The 26,095-nt window shown below is 62.6% G+C and carries 20 protein-coding genes; 7 read left to right on the plus strand and 13 right to left on the minus strand.

Annotated features, from left to right (window positions below; genetic code table 11):
- Nucleotides 1-6: 6 nt before the first annotated feature.
- From pbpC to ACX93L_RS21350, 5 genes are all read right to left on the minus strand, one after another.
- Nucleotides 7-2,097 (minus strand): penicillin-binding protein 1C, encoded by a 2,091-nt coding sequence (gene pbpC / locus ACX93L_RS21330; RefSeq protein WP_459406719.1) that lies wholly within the window; start codon nucleotides 2,095-2,097, stop codon nucleotides 7-9.
- Nucleotides 2,094-7,553, minus strand: coding sequence for an alpha-2-macroglobulin family protein (locus tag ACX93L_RS21335; RefSeq protein WP_459406720.1), 5,460 nt, complete (start codon nucleotides 7,551-7,553; stop codon nucleotides 2,094-2,096). The genes pbpC and ACX93L_RS21335 overlap by 4 nt, the downstream gene beginning before the upstream one ends.
- A gap of 110 nt (nucleotides 7,554-7,663) precedes the next feature.
- Entirely contained in the window at nucleotides 7,664-8,926 is a 1,263-nt protein-coding gene (locus tag ACX93L_RS21340; RefSeq protein WP_459406721.1) for a CynX/NimT family MFS transporter, read from the minus strand.
- 20 nt (nucleotides 8,927-8,946) lie between these two features.
- A complete protein-coding gene (locus ACX93L_RS21345; protein WP_459406722.1) occupies nucleotides 8,947-9,624 on the minus strand; it encodes a FadR/GntR family transcriptional regulator in 678 nt (225 codons plus the stop codon).
- A gap of 79 nt (nucleotides 9,625-9,703) precedes the next feature.
- Complete coding sequence (locus tag ACX93L_RS21350) at nucleotides 9,704-10,627, minus strand: LysR family transcriptional regulator (protein WP_459406723.1); 924 nt, start codon at nucleotides 10,625-10,627, stop codon at nucleotides 9,704-9,706.
- Between the two features lie 108 nt (nucleotides 10,628-10,735).
- Between ACX93L_RS21350 and ACX93L_RS21355 the strand changes: the two genes are divergently transcribed.
- The 3 genes from ACX93L_RS21355 (at nucleotide 10,736) to ACX93L_RS21365 (ending at nucleotide 15,113) form a co-directional block, all read left to right on the plus strand.
- Nucleotides 10,736-11,914 (plus strand): acyl-CoA dehydrogenase, encoded by a 1,179-nt coding sequence (locus tag ACX93L_RS21355; protein WP_390624525.1) that lies wholly within the window; start codon nucleotides 10,736-10,738, stop codon nucleotides 11,912-11,914.
- Between the two features lie 248 nt (nucleotides 11,915-12,162).
- Entirely contained in the window at nucleotides 12,163-13,719 is a 1,557-nt protein-coding gene (locus ACX93L_RS21360) for a methyl-accepting chemotaxis protein (protein ID WP_459406724.1), read from the plus strand.
- Between the two features lie 389 nt (nucleotides 13,720-14,108).
- Nucleotides 14,109-15,113 (plus strand): PAS domain-containing protein, encoded by a 1,005-nt coding sequence (locus ACX93L_RS21365; RefSeq protein WP_459406725.1) that lies wholly within the window; start codon nucleotides 14,109-14,111, stop codon nucleotides 15,111-15,113.
- Nucleotides 15,114-15,134: 21 nt separating this feature from the next.
- On the opposite strand, the gene glgX is transcribed toward ACX93L_RS21365, so the two are convergent.
- Nucleotides 15,135-17,213, minus strand: a complete 2,079-nt coding sequence (gene glgX, locus ACX93L_RS21370; RefSeq protein WP_459406726.1) for a glycogen debranching protein GlgX — start codon at nucleotides 17,211-17,213, stop codon at nucleotides 15,135-15,137.
- A gap of 159 nt (nucleotides 17,214-17,372) precedes the next feature.
- Between glgX and ACX93L_RS21375 the strand changes: the two genes are divergently transcribed.
- The gene (locus ACX93L_RS21375) at nucleotides 17,373-17,561 is read left to right on the plus strand and encodes a DUF3008 family protein (RefSeq protein ID WP_459406727.1); all 189 of its coding nucleotides are present in this window, start codon (nucleotides 17,373-17,375) and stop codon (nucleotides 17,559-17,561) included.
- Nucleotides 17,562-17,600: 39 nt separating this feature from the next.
- Here ACX93L_RS21375 and ACX93L_RS21380 read toward each other — a convergent pair whose 3' ends face one another.
- Together ACX93L_RS21380 and ACX93L_RS21385 are read right to left on the minus strand one after the other, a co-directional pair.
- On the minus strand, nucleotides 17,601-18,101 hold the full coding sequence (locus ACX93L_RS21380) for an MgtC/SapB family protein (RefSeq protein WP_459406728.1): 501 nt from the start codon (nucleotides 18,099-18,101) through the stop codon (nucleotides 17,601-17,603).
- A 70-nt stretch (nucleotides 18,102-18,171) separates the two neighbouring features.
- The gene (locus ACX93L_RS21385; protein ID WP_459406729.1) at nucleotides 18,172-18,558 is read right to left on the minus strand and encodes a hypothetical protein; all 387 of its coding nucleotides are present in this window, start codon (nucleotides 18,556-18,558) and stop codon (nucleotides 18,172-18,174) included.
- A gap of 209 nt (nucleotides 18,559-18,767) precedes the next feature.
- Between ACX93L_RS21385 and ACX93L_RS21390 the strand changes: the two genes are divergently transcribed.
- Complete coding sequence (locus ACX93L_RS21390; RefSeq protein WP_459406730.1) at nucleotides 18,768-19,163, plus strand: response regulator; 396 nt, start codon at nucleotides 18,768-18,770, stop codon at nucleotides 19,161-19,163.
- Nucleotides 19,164-19,168: 5 nt separating this feature from the next.
- Here the strand turns inward: ACX93L_RS21390 and ACX93L_RS21395 are convergent, their stop codons facing one another.
- Complete coding sequence (locus ACX93L_RS21395) at nucleotides 19,169-19,789, minus strand: riboflavin synthase subunit alpha (protein ID WP_459406731.1); 621 nt, start codon at nucleotides 19,787-19,789, stop codon at nucleotides 19,169-19,171.
- A 204-nt stretch (nucleotides 19,790-19,993) separates the two neighbouring features.
- Here ACX93L_RS21395 and ACX93L_RS21400 point away from each other — a divergent pair, with 204 nt between their 5' ends.
- A complete protein-coding gene (locus tag ACX93L_RS21400) occupies nucleotides 19,994-20,677 on the plus strand; it encodes a phosphoribosyltransferase (protein ID WP_459406732.1) in 684 nt (227 codons plus the stop codon).
- A 120-nt stretch (nucleotides 20,678-20,797) separates the two neighbouring features.
- Nucleotides 20,798-21,721 (plus strand): 1-phosphofructokinase family hexose kinase, encoded by a 924-nt coding sequence (locus ACX93L_RS21405; protein WP_459406733.1) that lies wholly within the window; start codon nucleotides 20,798-20,800, stop codon nucleotides 21,719-21,721.
- A gap of 28 nt (nucleotides 21,722-21,749) precedes the next feature.
- Here ACX93L_RS21405 and ACX93L_RS21410 read toward each other — a convergent pair whose 3' ends face one another.
- The 4 genes from ACX93L_RS21410 to ACX93L_RS21425 form a co-directional block, all read right to left on the minus strand.
- On the minus strand, nucleotides 21,750-22,859 hold the full coding sequence (locus ACX93L_RS21410; protein ID WP_459406734.1) for an ABC transporter ATP-binding protein: 1,110 nt from the start codon (nucleotides 22,857-22,859) through the stop codon (nucleotides 21,750-21,752).
- 4 nt (nucleotides 22,860-22,863) lie between these two features.
- Complete coding sequence (locus ACX93L_RS21415) at nucleotides 22,864-23,757, minus strand: carbohydrate ABC transporter permease (RefSeq protein ID WP_459406735.1); 894 nt, start codon at nucleotides 23,755-23,757, stop codon at nucleotides 22,864-22,866.
- Nucleotides 23,754-24,656, minus strand: a complete 903-nt coding sequence (locus ACX93L_RS21420; protein WP_459406736.1) for a carbohydrate ABC transporter permease — start codon at nucleotides 24,654-24,656, stop codon at nucleotides 23,754-23,756. Before ACX93L_RS21420 ends, ACX93L_RS21415 begins: the two co-directional genes overlap by 4 nt.
- A gap of 113 nt (nucleotides 24,657-24,769) precedes the next feature.
- On the minus strand, nucleotides 24,770-26,008 hold the full coding sequence (locus tag ACX93L_RS21425) for an ABC transporter substrate-binding protein (protein WP_459406771.1): 1,239 nt from the start codon (nucleotides 26,006-26,008) through the stop codon (nucleotides 24,770-24,772).
- Nucleotides 26,009-26,095 lie beyond the last annotated feature (87 nt).

The following is a 26,095-nucleotide window of genomic DNA, read 5'->3' on the forward strand; positions in this document are numbered from 1 at the left end:
ATCGGATCAGGGAGTGCGGACAAAAATGCCGACGCTGGCCGCCCTGCCGACGGCGTCGATGACGGTCAGGGTGGAGTAGCCGGACCCGTCGGGCAGCCAGTCACTCGTTCTTCGGCGTGTCGGATCGGCGATTGGTTTGCCGTCGGCGAGCCAGCGGAAGGGTGCGCGGCCCGCCTGGATCTTGAGGACCAGCGGAAGCGGTGTCCCGTCGTGAGCCGTTCCAAGCTCCACCTGCGCCCCTTCGGGCGGATAGACGATCTGCGGCGGCTTTTCGCGCGCGCCGGTTGTGAGCAGGCCGTTTGGCTGCAGGGAAAACCGACGCTGGCTCACCGGCAGTTCGGCAAGGGCGATGCGGGCTGCGCCGTGCGGCGCCGGCGGCAGGGCATTGCCTGAAAGACCCGACTTGGCGAAGGCCTCGAACAGCACCGGTGCCGCGGTCGCGTAGCCGGATATGCCGGGAATGGCGGCATTGTCGGGTCGGCCGATCCACACGCCGATCACGTATCGGCCGTCGAAGCCGACCGACCAGGCATCCCGGTAGCCGTAGCTGGTGCCGGTCTTGTAGGCGATGCCGGCCTGCTGGCTGCCGAGCGGCGGCAGGACACCGGAAAGGATGTCCGCGACGTTCCAGGCGGCCACCGGCTCGAAGAGCGGCGGGCCATCCAGCACGGCGGGCACTTCGCGAACGCCGTCGCCAAGGCGGACCGTGTTTTCGCGGTTGGTGAGCCCGGCATAGAGCTGGAGGAGGTCCTTCAGCGACGTGCCGACACCGCCGAGCGCGATGGCGAGGCCCGGAGCCTCGGCGGTCGGCAGGCGGGGCTTCACCTCCGCCCGGCGCAGGCGGGTCATCAGTCTCGCCGGACCGAGCGAATCCAGCAACCGAACGGCGGGAACGTTGAGGGAGAGCTGCAGTGCCTGGCGGATCGAGACGTCGCCCTGGTAGCCCATGTCGAAATTCTTCGGACGATAGCCGAAAAAGTCGGCCGGCCGGTCTTCGACGATCGTTTCCTGCGCGACCAGACCTTCCTCGAAGGCGAGGCCGTAGATGAAGGGTTTCAAGGTGGAGCCCGGTGAACGACTTTGCCGCGTCATGTCGATCCAGCCCCAGCGCGCCGCATCGAAATAGTCCGCGGCGCCGATCTCCGCGACGATTTCACCGGTCGCGGAGTCCGCCATCATCATGGCGAGGGAGACTTTCGGATCGAGCTTTGCCGCTGCCTCCAGGGCGACGGTTTCCAACCGTTGCTGGATGTCGGCCTGCAGCGTGGTTTGATGGCGGCTGGCGCCCGGGGCCGCCTTGCGCGCAGCCTCCGCGAGATGGGCGGCAAGGGCCGGCAGGCGTTGGCGTGCCGTGGGCACGGCACTTGTCTCTGCACGGGCGATTTCTCCCGGATCGACGATCCCGGCCGTCTGCATGCGCTCAAGGACACGGTGGCGGGCGGCATCTGCGACCGCGGGATTGCGGTCCGGCCTGCGCCGCTCCGGCAATTGCGGCAAAGCCACCAGCAGGGCGGCCTCGGCAACGGAAAGCCGTCGCGGCTCCTTGCCGAAATAGGCGAGGCTCGCCGCCCGGACACCTTCGAGATTGCCGCCATAGGGCGCGAGTGTCAGATAGAGATCAAGGATTTCCGCCTTGCTAAGGCGGCGTTCGATCTGGATGGCGCGGGCGATCTGGATCAGTTTCGCGGCCAGCGAGCGCTCCCGTCTGGGCTCGATCAGGCGGGCGACCTGCATGCTGATGGTCGAGCCGCCGGACACGATCCGTCCATTGGCCGCGAGTTGGAGGGCGGCGCGGCCGAGAGCGAGAAGATCGACGCCCCGGTGCTCTTCGAAGCGACGGTCCTCATAGGCGATCAGCATCTTCAGGAAGGCCGGATCGACATCGGATGCCGATGTCTTCAGGCGCCACAATCCGTCCGGCGTCGCGAAGGCGCGCAGCAGCCTGCCGTCCCTGTCGACCACTTCCGTCGAGACTGTCGATGCGCGTTCGAGCGGTGGCGGAAAGGCCCTGTCTGCCCAAAGCAGGCCGGCAACGGCTGCCCCGGTCACCGCGAGGGCGGCCAGTGCGCCGATGCCGATTTTGACAACAGCCCTCATTGTTGCGCTGCCAGGACCTCCACTCGCCCGGTTGCCGTGCGGGCGAAGAACTGCGGACGATACATGTCCTCGACATTTGCCGCGGGGTGATCGTAGGTACCTGGGGTCACCGCACGCACGACATAGGCGAGCGTGATCGGATCATTGGCGTCGGCGCCGCGGGTGATCGCCGCCACGAAGCGGTCGTTGCGGAACTCGAGATGGGCCGTCTCCGTTTCGCCGATCCAGTCGAAATTGGCGAGTTGCGCACTATCGACGAGGCTCGGATTGTCAATCTCGAAGCCGGCCGGCAGAAGATCGGTGATCAGCACTTCGGCCGGCCAGTCGTCGGTCTCCGTCACTTCGAGCACGACGACATAGCGCTCGTTCTGGGTCGCCTCGCTGACATTGGCCTCTTCGCCGTCCAGCGTGTAGTAGGTGCGGGTGATGGTGAAGCCTTCCGAGGTGGCCGGCAGCGGCGTGCTCGGTGCGGCAACCGTGGTGACGGCCGCCGTCACTGGATCACTGCCGTTGTTGGTCAGGACCACCGGATGATCGAGCAGGGCATCGCCGGCGATGCTGGCACGGTATCCGCCGGTGTGGCTTGCACCGTTGACCTCGAGGCTGATGCCGTCGTCGCCCTTGTCGAGCGCGCGGGCAGCCAGGAGCGCCCAGGTTTGTTCCTGGGTGCTGAGGTAGCGTTTCTCCCGCAATTCGTCGGCGACGACCTTCGCAAGGGTCGGCACGATCGGCGGAACGGGCCGGCTTTCGGCAGCGAGTGCCAGGACGGCAGCGCCGTCGCGCAGTGAGGAGCCGTAGTCCGAGCGGTTGAGGCTGACCTTGGTCAGGCGTGCTTCCTCGGACATGCCGGCAGCTTCGAGGAAGACAGCACGCGACCGTTCGGCATCGCCGTAAAGCGACAGCGCCGCGGCGAGATGGGCCTTGGAAAGCGGCGTCGGGAAATCGCCGAGCATGGTGTCGGCATAGTAACGCAGATCGCTGACGGCAGCCTTGCGGTTTCGTGCCAGGACATAGAGCGAATAAGCGATCTCGTTGCCGCGGTCCTTGATGTTGGTGTCGTAGCCGATGCGGTTCTGCAGGTTCTGCAGCGCCTGAACCATCGCCTCGTCCGGAACGTCGAACTTCTGTTCACGGGCGCGGGTCAGGAAGTCGGTGACATAGGCGTCGAGCCAGAGGTCCTCGTAGCCGGGAGCCCACAGGCCGAAGCTGCCGCTCGACGACTGGTAGGAGAGTACGCGGTAGACGGCTTCCTGCACCCGCTTATGGATCTCGGCATCGGCCGGCAGGCCGGAACCGGGCTGCAGCTCATCGAAATAGACGAGCGGAAGGGCGCGACTGGTCGTCTGCTCGGCGCAGCCATAGGGGTAGCGGTCGAGACTCATCAGCAGCGCCGGCACATCGAAGCCGTCGGCGCGCGCGACGTTGAGGCTGACGGAGGCATCCTGCAGGAGGCTGTCCGCCAACAGGTCGCCGTCGATGGTCAGGCTGCGTCCGGCCGCGAGGTTGATGACACGGCGTTCCGTGACCGGCAGGGATGCCGGACGGACCGGAACATAGAGCTCTTGTTCGAGCGCGATGCCGTTGCCGCCGGAAAGGGCGATGTCGATCGTGCCCTGGCCGGGCGTGACGCCGGAGAGCGGCAGGGTAATCGTCGTCTTGCTGCCGGTCTCCAGCGTGATCTTCCGCGTCTGGTCCGCTTCTTCAATGCCGACCGGTTCGTTTGAGGTGATGGCGAGCGTGTATTCGCCGGCCGGGGCGTCGGTTGCGACGACGTCGAGGCGGAGTTCACTGGTGTCGGCCGGAGCGAGGAACCGGGGAAGGCTCGCCGTGACCACGACCGGATCCCGGATGATGACGTCGGTCTCGGCATGGCCGACACCCGTCTTCGACCAGGCGACCGCCATGACGCGGGCCGTGCCGTTGAATTGCGGAATGTCGAAGCTGACGACCGCCTTGCCGTCTGCGTCCAGCTTCACCGGACCGGAGAAGAAGGCGACAAGTTTTTCCTTAGGCGGATTGCCCTGGAGAGGCATCTGGGCGCCGTCGCCACCGGTGCGAAGTTTGCCGGTTGCTCCGAGCGAGCCGTCGATCAGGCGACCGTAGAGATCGCGCATCTCGATGCCGAGTCGGCGCTGGCCGAAATACCAGGTTTCCGGATCTGGTGCCTCGTAGCGGGTCAGGTTGAGAATGCCAACGTCCACAGCGGCGACCATGACATAGGCTTCCTCGCCGATGCCGGCACCGGCCACCTCGACAGGGATCTGCAATGCCTGGCGCGGCAGGTTCTTTTCAGGCGGAGTAAGCTTGATGGCGAGCTTGTCCGCACCGGGGTCGACGCTCAGCCAGGTGACGCCGATGGCACGCATAGGCATCCGGCTTTCCTGCGCCTCGCCGGGACGGAAGAGCGTTGCGGTCACGTAGGCACCGGCGCCGAGGTCGGCGGTGATCGGGATCTCGACCTCACCTCCGCCGGCCGGGATCGTCGCCGTCTGGGTGGCGATCAGGGTGTCGGTTCCGACGGTCAGCAGAAGTTCGCCGGCAAAGCGCGGAGATACCTTCAGCTTCGCGGTGTCGCCGACGGCGTAGTTTGCCTTGTCGAGCCCGATCTCCAGTGCGTCCGGTGTCTCGGTGGAGCTCGCCTCGACGAACCAGCCCGCGTCGAACTCGACGCTGGTGGCAGCCCCGGCGGCGCCAGGCTGTTCCACCTCGAGGCGGTAACGACCCCAGCCGACCGGGGCCGCGACTTCCGTGCCGTCGGCGGAAATGTCCACTGTGCCATCGGCCACCTGCTTGGTGGTCAGGATCGGCTCGAAGCGCCAGGAGGAGCCGTCACGATACCATTGGTAGTTCCGTTCGATGCTGACGAGTTTCCACTTGGCGCCGGGCAATGCCTGCTTCTGCCCGTCCGCACCGACCGCGATGACATGGAAGCGACCGGTCGAATTCTCGGCGAGGTCGCCGGTGAATTCCGGCTTCACGCCGATCATTGCGCCTTCGGGGCGGACCGGCAGGACGAGTTTGCGCTCGACGGCGCGGCCGCCGCCTTCCGTCAGGCGAAGAACGATTTCCGCTTCGAGCATCTGCGTGGTGGACGGCAGTTCGCTCACGTCGACGTTGAAGGCCGTGTGCCCCGTCTCGTCGAGCGGCTCCAGTGCCTCCAGCGGAATCCGCGTGTCTTCGGACTGTTCCTCGTCGGCGAGGCCGAAGACATACCGTTCGAAGTCGGGATTGGTGCGGGTCGGGCGGATGTTGATTTCGCCTTCCAGCATCAGGCCTGCCGCCGGAGCGCCATAAAGATAGCGTCCGTCCACGGTGACCGGAACGGGAACGCCGGGTTCGACGCTCTTGGTCTCGCTTGCGATATCGAACTCGAGGCGGTCGGGGACGAAGTCGTCAACCAGGAAGGTCTCCTGTGCGATCGGCTCCTTCTTCGGATCCGTGTGGATCCTGACGGTCCAGGTTCCGCGCATCGCGTCGCCAAGCAGCGGCAGGTCGGCCGAGTAGCCGCCCAGGGTCTCGCTGTTGACCACCATGCGGCGGAACTCGACCCCGTCGGGCCGATCGAAGATGAAGGTGAGGGGAAGCCGCTCGACGGCATCGGCCTCGGTGTCGCGCGAAAGGGCCGCCGCATGCACCGTCTCGCCCGGACGATAGATGCCGCGCTCGGTCCAGGCGAGCACGTCGATTGCGCCGGGCGCCGGCCGACCGGTCACACCGCGGTCCGAAAGGTCGAAACCGGCTCGTGTCATGTCGAGGAAGACATTGTCGTCTTCGCCCTTGCGCGCGACGATCACCGCCGGCGCAAGAGCGGCGCCGGCCCGCATCAGGCCTGCGTCGAAGCGGGCATGGCCGGATGCGTCGGTCTTCGCCGTCGCGAGGATTTCGTTGTTCTTGGCAATCAGCTGGAGGTCGACGCCTTCCATGGGCGCTGCGGTCGAGAGTGCGCGGGAAAAGACGTGCAGGCCGTCGGTGGCGGCGAAGGTCGAAAGGCCGATATCGGAGACGACGAACCATTGCGTGGCGCGCGTGTCCCAGCTTTCGGCCGTCGCGTTGGCGACCGAAGCGGTCATGACGTAGACGCCGGGACGGCGCTTGGGCAGCGCTTCGTCAACCGGGAAGCTGGTGACGACGTCCTTGTTGATCTCGTTGGCGATGTCGATCGTGCCCTGCCAGATCAGTTCGCCGCGTTCGCTCTCGATGCGGTCGGTTCCATATCCGTCGAGTTGGTTCAGGAATTCGGACGACGCGAGCAGAGGCGCCACGTTGCGGTCACCGATCCGATAGAGCTGGAGCTTGGCGCTTTCGGTGTTGACCGAGACGATCGGGATACCGCGCCGCGCGGTCGACGGCAGGACGAAGCTGTCGCCGGTGAAGCGAACGGCCGGCGAGCGGTCCTTCACATAGATGTCGAGATCGACCTGTGCCTGGAGGTTTTCCTCCACTGAAGATGGAAGACCGGCGCGAAGGGCCAGCTTGTAGCGCGCGCCATGGGTAAGGCCCTCGACGCAGATCTGGTTGTCCTTCGCTTCGACCGCTTTCGGCGACTGTCCGTCGAGCGTGACGAAGGGAGCATAGTCGACACCACGCTTAACCAGCGGATCGGAGAACTCGACGCAGGCCCGCGGCGTCACGCTGTCGGCGTCGATCGTGTTGCCGACGACGCGGAAGCCCTTGCGGGAGCGCAAGTCATTGTAGGCGGCCTGGACGGTCTTGGCTGTCACGAGTTCGAGGCTGGCCTTGTAGGCGCTCAGTGCGCCGCGGTAGTTCTCTGCATTTTCCAGCCCCTTGGCGAGCACCGCCAGGGCATCTGCGCGCTCCTGGGTGGAGCGGGTCAGCAGGAAGCCGTTGAGGGCGGCCAGCACGCCCTGGCTGGTCACTGTCTCGTTGCCGGTGACGTTGTTTTCGGCACGCGCGATGTCGATCCAGAGCGCGGCATCGTCCGGCGTCAGCGCCAGCGCTGCCTTGAAGGCATAGAGTGCCGCGTCGTAGTTTCCGCCGAGAAGGGCGTCGCGGCCCATCTGCAAGAGTGCGGCATGACCGATCCCCTGCTGGTCGTCGCCGACCGCGAGCTCCGCCTTCTGCTGGCGGGCATCCTGCATCAGCTGGTCGGACACGAAGTCGGGTCGGGACGGCGCGCCGATGTCCTCTTCCGACCCAGCTGTGACGATGCGCCCGGCGATCGCGCCGACGAAGGTATTGAGCTGGTTGAAATCGGACTTCAGGAAGCACCACTTGACCTTTGGATTGTAGGTGAAGGCCCTGCATTCCTGGTCCGCGACGCAGCTTGCCTCGCACTGGGCGAGAGAGACGTTCTGTTCGGTTCTGAGATCGAAGCCGAAATAGTCCCCGTCGCGGGTGGTGACGACGCTACGACCATCGGCCGCGGCGACGGGAGCCGCGAGGGCCAGCAGGCCGAAAACGAATGCGGTGAAACCACTGGACCTGCGCCTGGACATGATGTCCCTCCCCACGCTTAAGCAATTCTGGCGGAGGGTACTCTTCGTCCATAACAATCGCTTGTCAATTGTGCCGAAGGTCGCGTTGTGAGCGTCGACACAGAGGTCGTTCAACCGTCGCTTCGAACGGTTCTCGCACCGACGTGTTGTGCTCTTCCTGCCCCCCAGCCATTCAATGCGGCGCCAAGGCCGAGCGCGACGAAGAGCACGGAGGTCGCGGCGAAACCTCCGGTCCAGTCCCTGATCAGGCCGACCAGAAGCGGGCCGATCGCGGCAAGAGAGTAGCCGACGAATTGCGCCATGCCGGAGAGATGTGCTGCCACATGGCTATCGGGTGAGCGAAGCACGATCGCGGTCATGGCAACTGCGATCAGGCCGCCTTGGCCGATGCCCTGGAGGATCGCCCAGATCCAGACCGTGGAGACCGGTGCGAAGAGGATGCCGAGGAGTGCGCCGACGGCAATGACGAGGAGGGCGACGTTGATCACGCGCTGATCCTTGCCGCGAACGGCGATCTGGGGACAGACGATGCAGGAGGCTGCCTGCATCATGACCGACAAAGAGACGATGGCACCGGCAGTGACGCCGTCGATGCCACGATCGCGCAGAATCGGCACCAGCCAGCCGAACACACAGTAGGCGAGCGCCGACTGAAGTCCCATGAAAAGTGTGACCTGCCATGCGAGGCGGTCCCGCCAAAGACCGATGACACTGACGCTGGCCTTGCCAGGCTTGCCGCGACTTCCGAGGGCCTGGGGCAGCCAGATCAATCCGACGATAGCGGCGGGCACGGCCCAGATGGCGAGTGCGCCCCCGAGCGATCCGCCGAGGGCTGCCTCGATCGGCAGCGTCAGTCCTGCGGCGCCGGCCGCACCTGCGCAAAGGGCCATGGTGTAGAAGCCCGTCATCAGGGCGGCCCGGTCCGGGAAATCGCGTTTGACGAGGCCGGGCAGGAGCACGTTGCCGATGGCTATGCAGGCGCCGGCCAGTGCCGTTCCGAGAAACAGCAGAGGCACGGAGTGAAAGCCGCGCAGGGCCGTGCCGACCACTAGCAGGAGTAGGGCACAAAGAAGCGCGCGCTCGGCGCCTATCCGGGCAGCTAGGCGCGGGGCGAGCGGCGAAAATACACCGAGGCAGACGACGGGAACCGTCGTCAGGAGGCTCGTGGCGAGCGTGGAAAGGCCGAGCTCGGAGCGTATTTCGGGAAGCAATGCGGATGCGCTCGAGAAGAGGGGGCGAAGGTTGAAGGCGATCAGGACCAGGCTGACGCCCAGAACCGTCCGTGCCAGCGGGCTCATCTGCGCCTGCGCGGGCAGCGAGTGTGTTGGAAGATCTTCGGCGTCGATCAGCAGTTCGTCCGCGAGATCAAGCATGCGCTGCTCGTCATCGCGTCTCACGCTTCAGCCTCGCGATCGAGGAAGGCCAGCACGGGAGCCATGAACCGGCGCACGGCATCGCCGGCCCTGTCGGGATCGCCCGTCTCGATCGCGTCGACGATCGCGGCATGGGAGGCGAGGTCGGGTTCGGGCAACGTCCCGCCGGTGGTCGCCCGGATGGTGTCGGCGATGGAGGCGGAGAAGAACTCGAAGAGCTCGACCATGGCACGGTTTCCGGAGGCGGCGATCACAGCCTTATGAAAGGCGAGGTCACGCGCGACGAACCCGTCTCGGTCGCCGACATCGGAGCTTCCGCGCTGGGCGAGAAGCGCTCTCAGCCTGGCAATGGTCGCCGGCGTGGCGCGCTGGGCCGCCAGGCGGGCGGCTTCCACGTCGAGGGCGCAGCGCGCCTCGAAGCGATCCCGGAGACTGGCACGGCGGGTGCCGTCGAGTGTGCTCAGGCTGTCGGTCGCCGAGCGAACATAGGTTCCGGAGCCCTGCCGAACCTCCAGCAGACCCCGGGAGGCCAGGACCCGGACCGCCTCGCGCACGGTGCCGCGGCTTACGCCGAGCGTCGCCGACAGCGATGCTTCATTGGGAAGGCGGGCGCCGACGGGAAAGCGTCCGGCAGTGATTTCCTCGCGGATCGCGTCCGTGATCGTGTCGGCGAGACTGGTCTTCTGAATTGGTTTCATGATTCGAACATAAAGTCATCGGATGACTTTGACAAGCGACCCGCTCGCCATGGAGGCCATCATGGCGGCATCTGACTGGTTAGCCGGCTGCCGGCTCGCACTGCGCGTTGAAATCGCGCACCTGCCCGAGCAGCCACGTCGAGAACGCGGTGGCCGGCTGGTAGGCCATCTTGGACAGCGGGCGCACCAGGTAATAGGCGCTGGCGCTCTTCACCTCATGATCGAAGGCGCGCACGAGTTGGCCGCCGGAAAGCTCCGGTTCAATCAGGAATGTCGGGACAAGAGCGATGCCCAGGCCGGCAAGGCAGGCCTGGACCACGTTGGAAAACTGTTCGAAGCGCATGCCGCCGCCGCGCCCGTTGGGTATGCCGAGACTTGCGAACCAGTGTTCCCAGGCGCGGGGCCGCGAGGCCATGTCGAAGAGCGGCATGGACAGCATGTCCTCGGGTCGAGAAACGGGGTGGTCGCGCAGGAAGGCGGGACTACAGACCGGCACGACCATTTCCTGCATCAGGAACTGGCAGTCCGTGCCCGGCCAGTTCGGTTCGCCGATGTGGATTGCGGCGTCGAGACCGGAGCTTTCGAAATCGAACTGGCCGATGCGCGTGGCAAAATCGATGATTACGGACGGGTTCTTCTGGAGGAAATCCGGGATGCGCGGCATCAGCCAGCGGGTGCCGAAGGTCGGCAGGATCGCCAGGCGCAGATGGGTGTCTTCGGCCTTTGCCATGGCCTCCAGCGACAGGGTCCGGATCGTTGCGAGTGCGTCGCCGATGCCCTTCGCATAGTCACGACCGATGGACGTCAGCTCGACACCACGATTGTTGCGCTCGAACAGCTTGACGCCAAGTTGATCTTCCAGAAGGGATATCTGGCGGCTGATCGCACCCTGGGTGAGGTTGAGTTCGTTGGCGGCGGCGGAAAAGCTGCCGAGCTTGGCAACGGAATCAAAGGCGGCGAGCGCGCTTGTCGACGGCAGGAAACGGCGTTGATGGGTCAGCATCTGCTATGAATAGACCTGATAGCCGCATGAGTAAACATGTGTTGCGTTCCGTTCCCGTTTCGTCAATTTATGCATCAGTTTACAGAGGATATCAGACCGATGAGCGAAATGCGGCCCTTTTCCTGGAGTGATCCATTCCTGATGTCGGAGGCGCTTACCGAAGACGAGCGCATGATCCAGGCGTCTGCCGAGGCCTTTGCCCAGAGCGAACTCCAGCCTCGCGTCAACGAGGCCTACCTTGGCGAAACCGTCGCGCCGGAACTTTTCCGCCTGATGGGACAGGCCGGTCTGCTCGGCGTAACGCTGCCGGAAAAATACGGCGCGGCCGGCGCGGGCTATGTCTCCTACGGTCTCGTGGCGCGTGAAGTCGAGCGCGTCGATTCCGGTTACCGCTCGATGATGAGCGTGCAGTCCTCGCTGGTCATCTATCCGATCTATGCCTATGGCTCGGAAGAGCAGAAGGACAAGTATCTGCCGGGTCTCGTCTCGGGCGAGCTGATCGGTTGCTTCGGCCTGACCGAACCGGATGCCGGTTCCGATCCAGGCGGCATGAAGACCCGCGCCGAGAAGATCGAAGGCGGATACCGCCTGCGCGGCTCGAAGATGTGGATCTCCAACGCGCCGATCGCCGACGTCTTCGTCGTCTGGGCGAAGTCGGAAGCGCATGGTGGCGAGATCCGCGGCTTCGTGCTCGAGAAAGGCATGAAGGGGCTTTCCGCACCGAAGATCGGCGGGAAGCTGTCGCTGCGCGCTTCGGTTACCGGCGAGATCGTGCTCGACGGCGTCGAAGTCGGCGAGGATGCATTGCTGCCGGGTGTTTCGGGCCTCAAGGGTCCCTTCGGCTGCCTCAACCGCGCCCGCTACGGCATTTCCTGGGGCGTCCTGGGGGCGGCAGAGGATTGCTGGCACCGCGCGCGCCAGTACGGTCTCGACCGCAAGCAGTTCGGCAAGCCGCTCGCCGGCACGCAGCTCTACCAGAAGAAGCTCGCCGACATGCAAACCGAGATCACGCTCGGCCTGTTCGCCTCGCTGCGCGTCGGCCGCCTGATGGACGAACATCAGTTCGCCCCGGAAATGATTTCCATCGTCAAGCGCAACAATTGCGGCAAGGCGCTCGACATCGCACGGCAGGCCCGCGACATGCACGGCGGTAATGGCATTCAGATCGAATACCACGTCATGCGTCACGCGCAGAACCTGGAGACGGTCAACACCTACGAGGGCACGCATGATGTTCACGCGCTGATCCTCGGCCGCGCCCAGACCGGCATTCAGGCGTTCTTCTGAGGCTAATTTCCGGCCTCATCCTCACCGTTTACAGATGTTCAAAGCCCGCCTTTCCGGCGGGCTTTTCCGTATCTGGCTGCAGGTGTGTGGCCAAACACCAGTGGTCCCGTGGCTCGCAAAAATAGTTTAGGTCAAATGACCAAAAGTCTCGCTAATTTAAAACATCGTAAACTATTGACATACTAAATCTTGCCCTGCCGACTTAATTGTTTGTTCATTTTGACAGATCGCAAGTTTTTGGGGGTGTGATGAGGGGTGTGATATCGGGAAGTCATCAACAGGGGCCGGCGGGGATAAGCTACGCGGATCTTGCGCGACGTCTGGAATTCATGCAGCTCGACAAGAGCGCGACGGAACGAATCCGGCAGGTGGGGCCGCTGCTCGATGCGAAACTCCCCGACGTTCTCGACGAGTTCTACGGGCTCCTGTCCCAGGTGTCGGAGGTGCAGCGCTTCTTTCCGACCGGCGAGCACGTCGAGCGCGCAAAGAATGCGCAGATCCGGCACTGGAAGAATATCGCCAAGGGAGATTTTTCCGACGACTATTTCGAGAAGGTCAAGGCGATCGGCAGCGTGCATGCGCGCATCGGTCTTGAGCCGCGCTGGTACATCGGCGGCTACGCGCTGATCCTCGAGCGTCTGGTCGAGGCGGTCCTGGAGAAGGTTTCGACGACCAGTGGGATCTTCGGCCAGCGCAAGTCCAGCAACGCCGAGACGGCAAAGACCATCTCGGCCCTGGTCAAGGCCGTCATCCTCGACATGGATCTTGCGATCGCCGTCTACATCGAAGAGGCGGAGGCGGCGAAGAAGAAGGCGGAAACCGAGGCGATAGAAGCTGAGCGAGGCTTCGTTCGGCGCATCTTCGGCGAAGCGATCGGTGCGATTGCCCAAAAGGATCTGACCCACCATATCGTCGATGATATACCGGTCGCCTATGCACCGCTGCGCGACAACTTCAATCGCTCTGCCGATTTCCTGGCCGAGGCACTGTCGGTGATTGCCGATTCCGTCGAGAAGATGGACGGGGGCGCCAACGAGATTTCCGACGCAGCGCGCGACCTGTCGCAGCGCACGGAAAAACAGGCTGCCGCGCTGGATGAGACGGTGACCGCACTCGGCGAGATTACTGCCAACGTTTCGGCGTCCACATTGCGCACGGAAGAGGTTCGTCGCGTCAGTGTAGAGGCAAACCGTTTTGCCGGGCAGTCGACTGCAGTCGTCACGGCGACCGCGCGGGCGATGGAGAGAATTGAGGAACACTCCTCGAAGATCGTCGACATCATCGGGGTGATCGACAACATCGCTTTCCAGACCAATCTGCTCGCACTCAATGCCGGTGTGGAAGCCGCGAGAGCCGGCGATGCGGGGAAAGGCTTTGCCGTCGTCGCGCAGGAAGTGCGCGAGCTTGCCCAGCGCTCCGCCAATGCTGCCCGGGAGATCAAGGTTTTGATCGAGAACGCGACGTCCGAAGTCGGCGAGGGCGCGCGGCTGGTCAAGAGCACGGGGGAGGCGTTGAGCGGGATCATCGGCTACATCGAGCAGATCGATACCCACGTGGATGCCATCTGGTCCTCAGCGCGCGTCCAATCCTCCGGTTTGGCAGAGGTGAGTGCTGCGCTCTGTGCCATGGATCAGGCCACCCAGCAGAATGTGGCGATGGTCGAACAGTCGAATGTCGCGTTGACAAATCTTGCAACGGAGGCCTCCAAGCTGCGGGAGCTGATCGGCCGTTTCGTTCTCCCGCGTAAGACGGCATCTGACCAGGCTCGATCGCTGATCCAACCGGTCTGGAGGCGTGCAAGCTGAATGCGACGCGGTAGCCATCGCCGAGAGAGGGATGCCGACCGGTTAGAGAACAGGCGCAATAAACGCGAGCAATTTAACCGAAAAATTTCCGATTCTGACAAGATACCTACAAGAATCGATATATTTTTTCGGACGCTAAAACGTTAAGGGAACTAGACCGTTCTTCGGAGCTTGCCCCCTTGGCAGTGAAATCGAGATTGGCCATCTGCTCGAATGCTGTCGAACGGCGTCGGCCAAATTTCCCTCCCGTGTCGTGCTTTGTGGTCACGGGACATGAATGAAATGCTCTGCCCGTCATGGTTGATTTAAACGTGGCGGTCTGTCGCAGAATGACGTGGGCGCAAACGGCTTCAGTTGGCGCCCCACGGAAACCGTAACGAGGAGAGAAGATGTACACGGTTGCCGTTATGGACAAGGACGTCCTCGCCGCTTTCAGGAGCGAGCATCCGTGGCTGGACCTCCCGGCGGATGTCGAAGAGATTTCGTTATTCTTTGACGATAATGGCGGACCGGCACGACTGACGGCAACGTCGAACGAACAGGGCCGCAATGTTCCCTTCGATACCGACCGGCTTCGGACTGACACCCTGCTGGCGCTGATCCGATTTGCCCCGCGGGGCACGCCGAAGACATGGGAGAGTCCGGAGGAAGCCCGTGTCTGGCGTATTCTTGACCGGTTGCCCACGGCCGAGGACGCCACGCTGATCGATGTCATGCTCGAGCAGGCGCGGCGCGCCATGCTGGAGGAAGCCTATTCCATCGTGCACAAGATGGCGACCGAGGCATTGCGCGGATTGGCGGCTTCGGCCAGTTCGTCTGGGGAAACCGCACGGCTGGAGGCGGCCGCGCGTGCGGTTCCGCTCAAGCTGGGAGATATTGCCGATGAGCACAAGGCCCTGTTCCTCGAGGTGGACATTTGGCGCATGGTCGCCGTGCTGCGTGACGAGGCTTCACTGCCGATCGATTACGAGATGCCGCCAAGCAGCGAACTCGATGAGCTGGACGCGCTGGTCGGCAACCCCGCTGTTACGGAAGGCGTTTCGGACTCCCTCATCCAGGCGCTTTTCGACCTTTCGCCCGTCGCCTTCTCGATTTCGACGATCGGCCGGAACAGCTCACGCTACGTTCGCGTCAACAAGGCCTACCTCGATCTCGTCGGAAAATCCTGGGACGAGATCCGGGGGCATGAAATGGTGTCCTCCGGGCTCGTCATTGGCAACGATGCGCGCGCGCGCCGCCTCGAAAAACTGGATAAGAGCGGGGGATATTCCGGCGAACGCGCGGAAATCCGCAATGCAAACGGAGACGTGATCCCGGTGTTGATCTCGGCGCGCAGGCTTGTACTCGCGGGCGTACTCTACGACTTCGAGGTTATTGCCGTCGCAGTCTCCTGACCTTCGGCGTCCTGCCGTGATCTAGGTGCGGCGGAACAGGGCGAGGGAGCGAGCCGTCAGAACGTATTCGTTGCCTTCGACCGCAATGTCCCCGTTTCGCGTCGGGTCGCTCGTCGTCAGTTCCAGCTGCCAATCTCCGCCGCCGGTCTTCGGAAGATTGAAGCCGATGTCCGCGTCGACCGGGTTGAAGAGCAACAACAGTTCGGGCCAGATGCCGTCACGGCCCTCTAGATCGTCGCGTAGCAGCTTCAATGCCAGCGGGTTGCCATCGAGCCAATGCTCGGGCAACTGCGCTCCGCCGTCGACGTTGTACCAGTCGATGACCATGCCGTCGCGCCAGTTGGCGCGGCGCAGCAAAGGTTGCTGCTTGCGGAGTTCGATCAGCCGTTTGGTGAACTCCCGCAAGGCGTCGCAACCGGCTGGCAGGTTCTCCCAGTGGAGCCAGCTGATCTCGCTGTCCTGGCAATAGCCGTTGTTGTTGCCCATCTGTGATCGACCGAATTCGTCGCCCGCGAGCAGCATCGGCGTTCCATGGGAGAAGAAGAGCGTCGCGAGGAAGTTGCGCTTCTGCCGCTCGCGCAGCGAATTTATGCCCTCGTCGTCGGTCGGGCCTTCGGTGCCGTAGTTGTGGCTTCGATTTCCGTTGTGGCCGTCATTGTTGTCTTCGCCATTCGCCTCGTTGTGCTTCTGGTCATAGGAAACCAGGTCGTTCAGGGTGAACCCGTCATGGGCGGTAACGAAGTTGACACTGGCCCAGGGACGGCGTCCTCGCTGATCATAGATGTCGCCGGAACCGAGAAGCCGGGCCGCGAAGTCGGGAGCGCAATTGTCGCCGTTCAGCCAATACTCGCGCGCCGAGTCGCGATACTTGTCGTTCCATTCCGCCCAGCCGGGTGGAAAGCCCCCGACCTGATAGCCTCCCGGGCCGATGTCCCACGGTTCACCGATCAGCTTGACCCGTGACAGCACGGGGTCCTGGGTCACTGCATCAAAGAAACCGCCCCGCTGGTCGAAACCCTCCGGTTCTCGGCCCAGGATGGTGCCAAGGTCGAAACGGAAGCCGTCAACGTGCATTTCCTGCGCCCAGTAACGGAGAGAATCCATCACCATCTGCAGGACGCGAGGATGTGATGTGTTGACCGTGTTTCCGGTGCCTGTGTCGTTGATGTAGTAGCGATGATTGTCCGGCAATGTCCGGTAGTAGGAAAAATTGTCGATACCCTTGAAGGAAAGGGTCGGGCCGAGTTCGTTGCCTTCGGCGGTGTGGTTGTAGACGACATCGAGGATCACCTCGATGCCGGCATCGTGGAACGCGCGGACCATGTCGCGAAAACCTTTAAGGCCATTCGGGCCGTAATAGCGACCGGCGGGCGCAAAGAAACCGATCGTGTTATAGCCCCAATAGTTGCGCAGTCCCTTGTCGAGCAGGTGACTGTCATCGGGAAAGGCATGGATCGGCAAGAGCTCGACCGACGTGATGCCGAGGTATTTGATGTAGTCGACGGCAGCCTTGTGGCCGAGTCCCTCGAAGGTGCCGCGCAGGTTCTCGGGGATTGCCGGGTTGAGTTGCGTGAACCCCTTCACATGCGTTTCGTAAACGATTGCATCGGCCCAGGCGACGGACGGATTGCCGTCGTATTCCCGGCTTTCCCTGGGATCAATGACGCGGCATTTCGGCATCGCCGCCGCGCTGTCGAGCTTGCTGAATGAAAGATCCTTCTCGACGCTGTCGATGTCGTAGCCGAAATGCGCATTGGACCACGGGATGTCTCCGACAATCTCGCGCGCATAGGGATCAAGCAGCAACTTGTTGGGATTGAAGCGATGACCGTTGGCCGGGTCATATGGACCATGGACGCGATAGCCGTACAGGGTGCCCGGCTTTACGTCCGGCAAGTAGCCGTGCCACACCTCGTTGGTGAATTCGGGAAGCTCTACCCGTGCCACTTCGGTTTTGCCGCTCTCGTCAAAGAGGCACAGTTCCACGCGTTCGGCATGGGCGGAAAAGAGAGCGAAATTGGTTCCCTCGCCGTCATGATGCGCACCAAGTGATCGCCAGTCACCGGCTTTAACGTCGATTGCTCTCGTTCTGGCATCCATCGGGAGGGTCCTCGTCACTTCATGCTGCGCTGCATAAATCCTCGACGACGAGGTTTGTTCCCCTTGTCCTGTTCGTCCCTGTCGCAAGCGTCGCGGGAACCAAGTTCGGCGACCGCGGTTTCGTGTTTATGCAGCCATTACCCTTTGAAGGAGGTCTCCATGCCCGCTAAATCGAAAGCCCAGCAAAAGGCAGCCGGCGCTGCGCTCGCCGTGAAGCGTGGCGAGACAGGAAAGAGCGCATTGAAGGGTGCATCGAAAGAGATGCACGATTCCATGACGGAAAAAGAACTCGAGGAACTCGCCTCGACAAAACGCAAGGGCAAGCCGGAACACGTGGCGAAGCACTGACGGTTGCGAGGCAAGGAGCGTTCGATGTGGGGCGCCCAATCACTCGGGGTGAGGACCGGGATCTTCCGCACGGTTGCAGAAACGCGCCTCAACAGCGTGCAAGAGCCAGAGAACAACAAGTGCGAAAGCGGTAGCGAGGAGACTGATCTGCCAGAAGCCAAGACCGGACGCCAGGCCGATGGCTCCGGAAAACCAAAGACCTGCGCCGGTTGTCAGTCCGCGCACCTCGCCCTTGGAAAACACGATCAGACCAGCAGCGAGAAAAGCAACGCCCGCCGTAATGGCCTCGATGAGACGAAGAGGGTCGATCCGGGCAGATTCACCCTGAAAGGCGTCGTGATGGGCTATCTCGATGGTCAGGATCGCAACGATCGCGCTCGACAGGCAAACTAGAATATGAGTTCTCAGACCCGCGGACCGGTTCTTCCGCTCCCTCTCGTAGCCGATCGCCCCTCCACACAGCATCGCGACCAGTAACCTCAGAATGATGACTGTGAGAGGCAACCACGTTTCGGTGGCAAAATATGGGGCTAAGGTCATGGGCAATCCTGTGGGCCTCAGTCAGGAAACGCGCCGGCGGCGACCGGCGCGTTTCTTGTAGACGATGTGACTAGTGGCTTTTCTTCGCGCCCGGCGTCGATGAATAGGTGGCGGAGACAGGATCGCTTGCGGGAAATGTGTCCAGCAGTCCTTCATCGACCTGGGCCTCCAATTCTGCCTCGTCCTGCGCGCGACGGGCGCTCAGGACTGCATCGGAGATCGTATCCTTGCCTTGGTCGTTTTCCGCCTTGTCGAACCGGTCACCCGCTCCGTCGAAGGATCCGACCTGCAACAGGAGTACCCGTGCCTTCTCCAAGGCATTCTCGCGGTTCAGCTGATCTGAGCTTCCCTGCTTCATGCGAACGGAGACGACCTCTCCGCCATCGCCGACGAACTCGACCGTGAAGCCCGGAACGCCGCCCACGTCCTGGTGAATCTGTGTATCAACGATCTGCATGGTCTTTCTCCCATCTTCATGACCGGATGAAAACGCAGCCAGTCGATATAGGTTCCAGGTGATGCTTCCATGGCATCTGGCAGATGGTGGAAAGAAGGCGAATAGGCCGCATGCGATCGTTCAGAATTTGTTTACCATCATGGATGTGAATTTAGTAAAATATGAACAAAGATGGATGGCGAGCGTTCTCCGGACAAAGGAGATTTGCCATGTTCAAGAACAACCGCAGCATGCCCGCAGATACCGTCCTGATCGTCGAGGATGACGTCTTCATTTCGATGGACGCAGCCGACAGCGTTTCGCGCGTGGGCGTCAACGTGGTCACTGCAGAGACTGTCAGTGACGCGCTCGACATTCTCGAAACGGAAGAGATTTCCGTGGCAATTCTTGACTTCCAGGTGCGGGATGGTGCTGTAACACCGGTTGTGGACCGGCTTCGCCAGAGGGGTATCCCTTTTCGCATCGTCTCAGGCTCTCCCCTGGCCGAGATCGCCGCCAAGGGAATTCCGGCCGGTCTCTGCGCACAGAAGCCGGCCGACTATGTCAAGATCCTGATTTCGCTGATCAGCGAAAGGCCGTGGACGGCGTTGCGTCCGAGCCACTGAGATCGTTAATGACGCTTGTCCAACAGACGGGTCAGGGTTCGTTCCACGACATCCACCATGACCATCGTCTGGTGGTCCACCTCGATGTTCAGCTTGTCGCCGACCGTGTAGCGAGGGAATGTGGTCTGGCGCAGCGTCTCAGGAATGAGGTTGATCTGGAACACATTGCCTTCGGCTTCGGCGACCGTCAGGCTTGCGCCGTTGACCGCGAGAAAGCCGCGCGGAAAAATGTACTTCGCCCAATCCTCCGGTACGGAAAAGCGGATGTGGGCGCCGGGCATCTCGCTCTTTGAGCCAACGAGCGTCGCGGTGGTCGCGATATGACCTGCGATCGCATGGCCGCCGTTCTCGTCGGTCGGTTTTGCCGACCGTTCAAGGTTCACGCCGTCACCGACCTTGAGGTCCGAAAGATTGGTCCGCGAAAGCGTTGCGTCCATCGCATCGAAGGTGACCGTATTGCCCCGGATGGAGGTTGCCGAAAGGCAGACGCCCTCGACCGAGACGCTGCCGCCGATCTGCAGCCCCTCGACCAGTCGAGCCGGAAACTCGACGTGGAATTCCGTATATCCGTCATGACGGATGATGTCGGTGACCGGGGCCACCGCCTGAACGATACCGGTGTACATGCGTGTTCCTGTGTCCTTGAGGCCTTTTGTGCCCGCGGTGAAGTCCATGCAAAGGTAATGTGCAATCGGGCAAAGACAACCGCCAAATCGTGACGGTTCGTCAAGAGTTGCTGAACGAACTCTCGCCCTACGTTGCCAAAGCAGCGCCGGCTTGCAATGAACTGGCAACAAAGCGTCCCCGACGCGCGGTGGAAAGGACCTGCGATGCACGCGCATGACTACTGGCAAAGCATTTACCCGCCCGGGAGTTTTGACACGACAGGTCCCTATGGTGCGAGCTATCCGGCGATGCTGGACGACGGCCGACAGGTTCTGTTGCCGATCCGGGCTCTCGCTGACGGAACCCATGGGATCGCCTCCCTTATCATTAACCAGGCAAGTTTCGGCGTGCTTGACGCGCTCGCGGCCAACCTCGCCGACAAGCTGCGTCCCGCCGAGCCGGAGGTCATCGTCGGTCTGCCGACACTTGGCCTCACGCTGGCGGCAGCCGTCGCCCAGAAGCTTGGTCACGATCGTTATGTCCCGTTCGGCACGTCGCGCAAGTTCTGGTATCTCGATGAGCTCTCCGTGCCGATGAGTTCGATCACGACGCCCCACCAACAGAAGAGGCTCTTTGCCGATCCGCGCATGCTCCCGTTGCTTCAGGGGCGTCGCGTCGCTCTGGTGGACGACGTCATGTCCAGCGGAGCGTCGATGGTTTCCGGCCTTACGCTTCTGGAAGCGCTCGGCATCAATCCCGTGGCGCTTGGTGCTGCCATGCTGCAGACGGAACGCTGGAAGGAGCCGATTTCAGCCTTGGGCAGTGACTGGCCGGAGAGGACGTTCGGCGTCTTTTCGACACCGCTGCTCACCAGGGCCGGAGAGGGCATCTGGCAGGCGGCTCGTTGAGCGAGGCCGCCATGCAGGCGGCAGGGAACGAACTCCGGCACTCTGCGCCGACGCTTTCTTTCGCTCATCCGCTCTGCAGGCACGTCTTGGATTTGTCATCGGAGGGCGTTAGGTTCCGGCATGTCCAGAATCCTTTGCATTGCCCTCAATCCGGCCATCGATATCTCCAGCGAGGCCGAAACCGTTCGCCATACGCACAAGACGCGTACGCACAACCAGCGCCAGAATCCGGGCGGCGGCGGCATCAATGTCGCGCGCGTCATCGCCGAGCTGGGAGGGCACTGCGAGCTGATCTATTTGTCTGGAGGCGCCACGGGCGAGTTGCTGGAGGCCATGCTCAAGCCTCTGAACATCAGGCAGGTGCCGCTGAAGATCCATGATCCGGTGCGCATTGCCTACAACGTTCGCGAGATTTCCACCAATCTCGAATACCGCTTCGTCCCAGAAGGGCCGCTGGTCAGCGAAGCAGAACTCGCGCCGGTCTTCGATCTCCTCGAAAACTCCCATTCGGAGTACATCATTGCCAGCGGGAGCCTGCCGCGCGGCGTGTCGGACGACACCTATGCCCGTATGGCCGAGATCGCCGAACGAAAGAATGCCCGCTTCATCCTCGACACGTCTGGCGATGCGCTTCAGACGACCTTGGCGAGGGCCAAGGTCTTCCTTGTCAAGCCGAGCCTTGGCGAGTTGGAGAGCTTTGTTGGACGCAAGGTCGGCCACGAGGATGCAGGCGCTGCCGCCCAGGAAATCATCAGGCGTGGTGCCGCTCAGTTTATTGCGGTCACGCTGGGTGCAGACGGCGCAATTCTGGTCGATGCCGAGCGCATTCACCGCGTCCCGGCGATCGAGGTTCCCGTCCAGTCTGCCGTCGGGGCGGGCGACAGTTTCGTCGCGGCGATGGCATGGTCGCTCGCCGAGGGCCACGAGATCGGTGACGCGTTCCGTTTTGGCCTTGCTGCCGGCGCGGCGACCGTCATGACCTCCGGCACCGATCTTTGCCGACGCGCGGACGTGCTTTCACTCTACGAGACCAACAAGGGCTGATCTTCGCCCGTGCTTGCCTGACCGCAGGCTAGAGTCTCAGGCCGGTCCGGCTGTCGAACAGCTTGGCCTTCGCCATGTTGACCTCGAAGCGGAACATCTCGCCGGGCTTGACGCGCTCCTCGGGTCGGACGCGGGCAATAGCCTCGACGCCGCCAAGCGTGAAGACCAGCATGGTGTCGGGACCGGTCGGCTCCACCACGTCCACCACCCGTTCGAACACGAAGAGGTCGGAGTCGGGTGCACCATGGGCGCCGACATGGGTTATCGTCTCGGGGCGGAGGCCGAGGTGGATCTCTTCGCCTTCCCGACCCCGCAGCTTTGCCGCCTGTTCCGGCCCCGTCCTGAACAGGATCGTTCCTTCCTCGTCGCCGACGGCGATCGCGAGCCCGTTCTCGTCCACCACCCGGCCGGTGACGATGTTCATCGAAGGGGAGCCCATGAACCCGGCGACGAAGAGGTCCACCGGGTTTTCGTAGATCTCCTCAGGCGTGCCGAACTGGCGAACATGGCCGTTGTCCATCACCGCGATGCGCGAGGCCAGTGTCATGGCCTCGATCTGGTCATGGGTCACGTAGATCGTGGTCTTGCCCAGGCGCAGGTGAAGCTTCTTCACCTCGGTGCGCATCTCGATGCGCAGCTTGGCATCGAGATTGGAGAGCGGTTCGTCGAACAGGAATACGTCGGGGTTCCTCACGAGTGCGCGGCCCATGGCCACGCGCTGGCGCTGGCCGCCGGACAACTGGCCCGGCTTGCGATCGAGAAGTTGCTCGATATGCAGCAGTTGCGAGACCCCGGACACGGCCTGGTTCTGTTCGCTCTCCGCTATCCCGCGCGTCTGCATGCCGAAGGTGATGTTTTCCCGGACCGTCTTGGTCGGGTAGAGCGCGTAGGACTGAAACACCATGGCGATGTTGCGATCCCGCGGCGGCACGTCATTGACCACCTGGTCTCCTATCCGAACCTCGCCGCTGGTCAGCGTTTCCAGTCCGGCGATTATGTTGAGGAGGGTCGACTTTCCGCAGCCGGAGGGGCCGACGAGAACGACGAACTCCCCGTCGTCGATGCTGAGGTCGACGCCCTTGATGACTTCGACCGGGCCGAACTTCTTCCAGACCTTGCTGAGTTCCACTCTTGCCATGCGCTCATCCCTTCACCGCGCCGGCGGCCAGGCCGCGGACGAAAAATTTGCCGGCCACCACATAGACCAGAAGCGTGGGCAAGGCGGCGATGATCGCGGCGGCCATGTCGACATTGTATTCCTTCACCCCGGTGGAGGTCGCGACGATGTTGTTGAGCGCGACGGTCACCGGATTGCTGTCGCCGACCGTGAACGCGACGCCGAACAGGAAGTCATTCCAGATCTGGGTGAACTGCCAGATGACGGTGACGACGATAGTGGGCGGGGCCATCGGAAGGAGGACCCCGAAGAAGATGCCGAAGAAGCCGGCTCCGTCGATCTTGGCGGCCTGGACGATGCCGTCCGAGACGGTGACGAATAAGTTACGGAAGAACAGGGTCGTGAAGGCGAGCCCGTAGACCGTGTGCACCAGGATCAGGCCGTAGACGCTGCCCGCGAGACCGAAATAGCCCAGCATGCGGGCCATGGGCAGCAGGACCACCTGGTAGGGAATGAACGAACCGAAAAGCATGAGGGCGAAGATTATATCGGCGCCGGGAAACCGCCACTTCGTCAGCGCGTAACCGTTGATCGCCCCGAGCAGCGTCGAAATGAACAGCGCGGGCAGGACCATCAGCACCGAGTTCATGAAGTAAGGCTGGAGACCCGTGCACCGGACGCCGACGCAGGCCGCGTTCCAGGCCTTTTCCCAGGCTGCGAAGGTCACTTCCTTCGGCAGGCTGATCAGCGAGGAGGTCCGGATTTCCTCCAGGGACTTCAGGGAAGTGGAGATCATGACGAACAGGGGCATCAGATAATAGAGGCAGAACAGCCCGAGTATCGCGAAGAGCAGCAGCCGTAGCAGGCTGTTCTTCAGGCCCTTCGGGCGGACGATGCCGGAGACGGACGTTCTGCTCATCTGGCCGGCCTCCTCAGTTCAGAATAGAGGTAGGGTACGAAGATGGCGGTTACGGTCACCAGCATCATGACGGCACTTGCCGCTGCCGTTCCCAGTTCGCTTCTCTGGAAGGCGAAGGAGTACATGAAGGTGGCGGGCATGTCGGTGGCATAACCCGGTCCGCCGCCGGTCAGTGCCATGACCAGATCGAAGCTCTTGATCGCCAGATGCGAGAGGATGATGAAGGACGAGAAGAAGACCGGTCGCACGATCGGCAGGATGATGCTCCAATAGGTGCGGAAGGGGCCGGCGCCGTCGATGGCCGCCGCCTTGATGATCTCGTCATCGACCGAGCGGAGGCCGGCAAGGAAGAGCGCCATCACATAGCCGGAGGATTGCCAGACCCCGGCTATGACGATGGTGTAGATCGCCATGTTCGAGTCGACCAGCCAGTCAAAATTGAAGCCCGGAAATCCGAGATCCTGAACGATCTTCTCGATCCCGAGTGTCGGGTTCAGGATCCATTTCCAGGCGGTGCCGGTGACGATGAAGGAGAGCGCCATCGGATAGAGATAGATGGTGCGGATCACGCCCTCGGCGCGAATGCGCTGGTCCAGGAGAATGGCCAGCACGAGGCCGATCAACATGCAGCCGATGATGAACAGGCTGGTGAAAACGAAGAGGTTTTCCAGCGCCACCAACCAGCGTGGCGTGCTCCAGAGGCGGACATACTGCGCGAAGCCGACAAGCGTATAGTTCGGCATCACCCCGGACTTGGTGAAGGAGATGTAGACGGTCCAGGCGATGAAGCCGTAGACGAACAGCAGGCTCGTCGCAAAGATCGGCGATACCACGATCTGCGGCAGCCAGCGCTCGACGAAGCGGTCCACGGCCACGCGCCGGCTCTTCGGGTTCATCATCAGCCCCCTCCCTCACTTCCTCCCGCATGTTAGCATCCGGTCCGGCTCTACTCCCTCCGGATCGTTCGGGACCCGGCCGTTGGACCGGATCCCGTAGTTTATGGTGCGTCAGCCTATTGGGCCCGCTTTGCAGCCGCGGCGAGAGCCTTGGCCGCGTCGGCCGAGCTCATGTCCGAGTTGAAGAAGTTGGTGACCAAATCCAGGAACTCCCCGCGCACGGTCCGGGGCACGGCCATCTCGTGCGCCATGGACGGCACGAAGGTGTTGTTCTTCACGGCCGCAGTCAGGTCTTCGTGGGACTTGAGCGCGCAGCTGTCGAACTTGTCGAGCTTGATGTCGGTTCTCGCCGGGATCGAGCCCTTGGCCAGATTGAAGGTTTCCTGGAACTGGGGCGACATGATCAGGCTGGCCAGCACCTTCTGACCCTCAACACGGTCGGCGCCTTCGACCTTGAAGAAGGCGAAGCTGTCGGTGTTGAAGCTGTATCCGTTGCCCGGGGTCGGGGCGCAGAGGAAGTCTTTGCCCGGCACCTTGCCGGCCGCGAGGAATTCGCCCTTGGCCCAGTCGCCCATGATCTGGAAGCCAGCCTCGCCGTTCATGACCATCGCGGTGGCGAGGTTCCAGTCGCGGCCAGAAAAGCCGGGATCGACATAACCGCGCAGTTTGCGAAGCTGGTCGAAGACTTTGATCATCGTCTCGCCGGTCAGTGCCTGTTCGTCGAGCTCGATGAGCGCCTTGCGATAGAAATCCGCTCCCATGCTGAGCACGATGGTTTCAAAGACGGTGGCGTCCTGCCAGGGTTGTCCGCCATGGGCGAGTGGCGTGATGCCTGCGGCCTTCAGCTTGTCGGCGACGGCATTGAACTCGTCCCAGGTCTTCGGCACCTCCGCGCCGACCTTGGCCAGGACTGCCGGATTGATCCACATCCAGTCGATGCGGTGGATGTTGACCGGCGCTGCCACATACTTGCCCTGGTACTTCATGATTTCGGCGAGCGATGGCGGCAGGACGCTGTCCCATTTTTCTGCCGAGGCCACGTCTTCGACGTCGGCCAAACCACCCTGTTCGGCCCATTCCTGAATGCCGGGGCCTTTCAGCTGGACGGCCGCCGGCGGGTTGCCGGCCATGACACGGGCGCGCAGGGCCGTCATGGCAGCATCGCCGCCGCCGCCAGCGATCGGCGAATCCTCCCATTTCCCGCCCTGCTTCTCGAAGGCTTCCTTGAGCGTGCCGACGGCCTTCGCCTCGCCGCCGGACGTCCACCAGTGAAGAACCTCCACGGTGCCGCCCGCATGGCCCGCGGCCGGCAGCATGAGAAGTGAAATGGCAGTCGCAGTGATGAATGATCTCATGTAACGCATGGCATCCTCCCGATAATTGCGGGCGTGAAAGCCCGTTCGCCTTATGGCGTTGGAAAAGGCTACTCTGTCTGCGTAGGA

This window comes from Rhizobium sp. CAU 1783 (assembly GCF_054551725.1).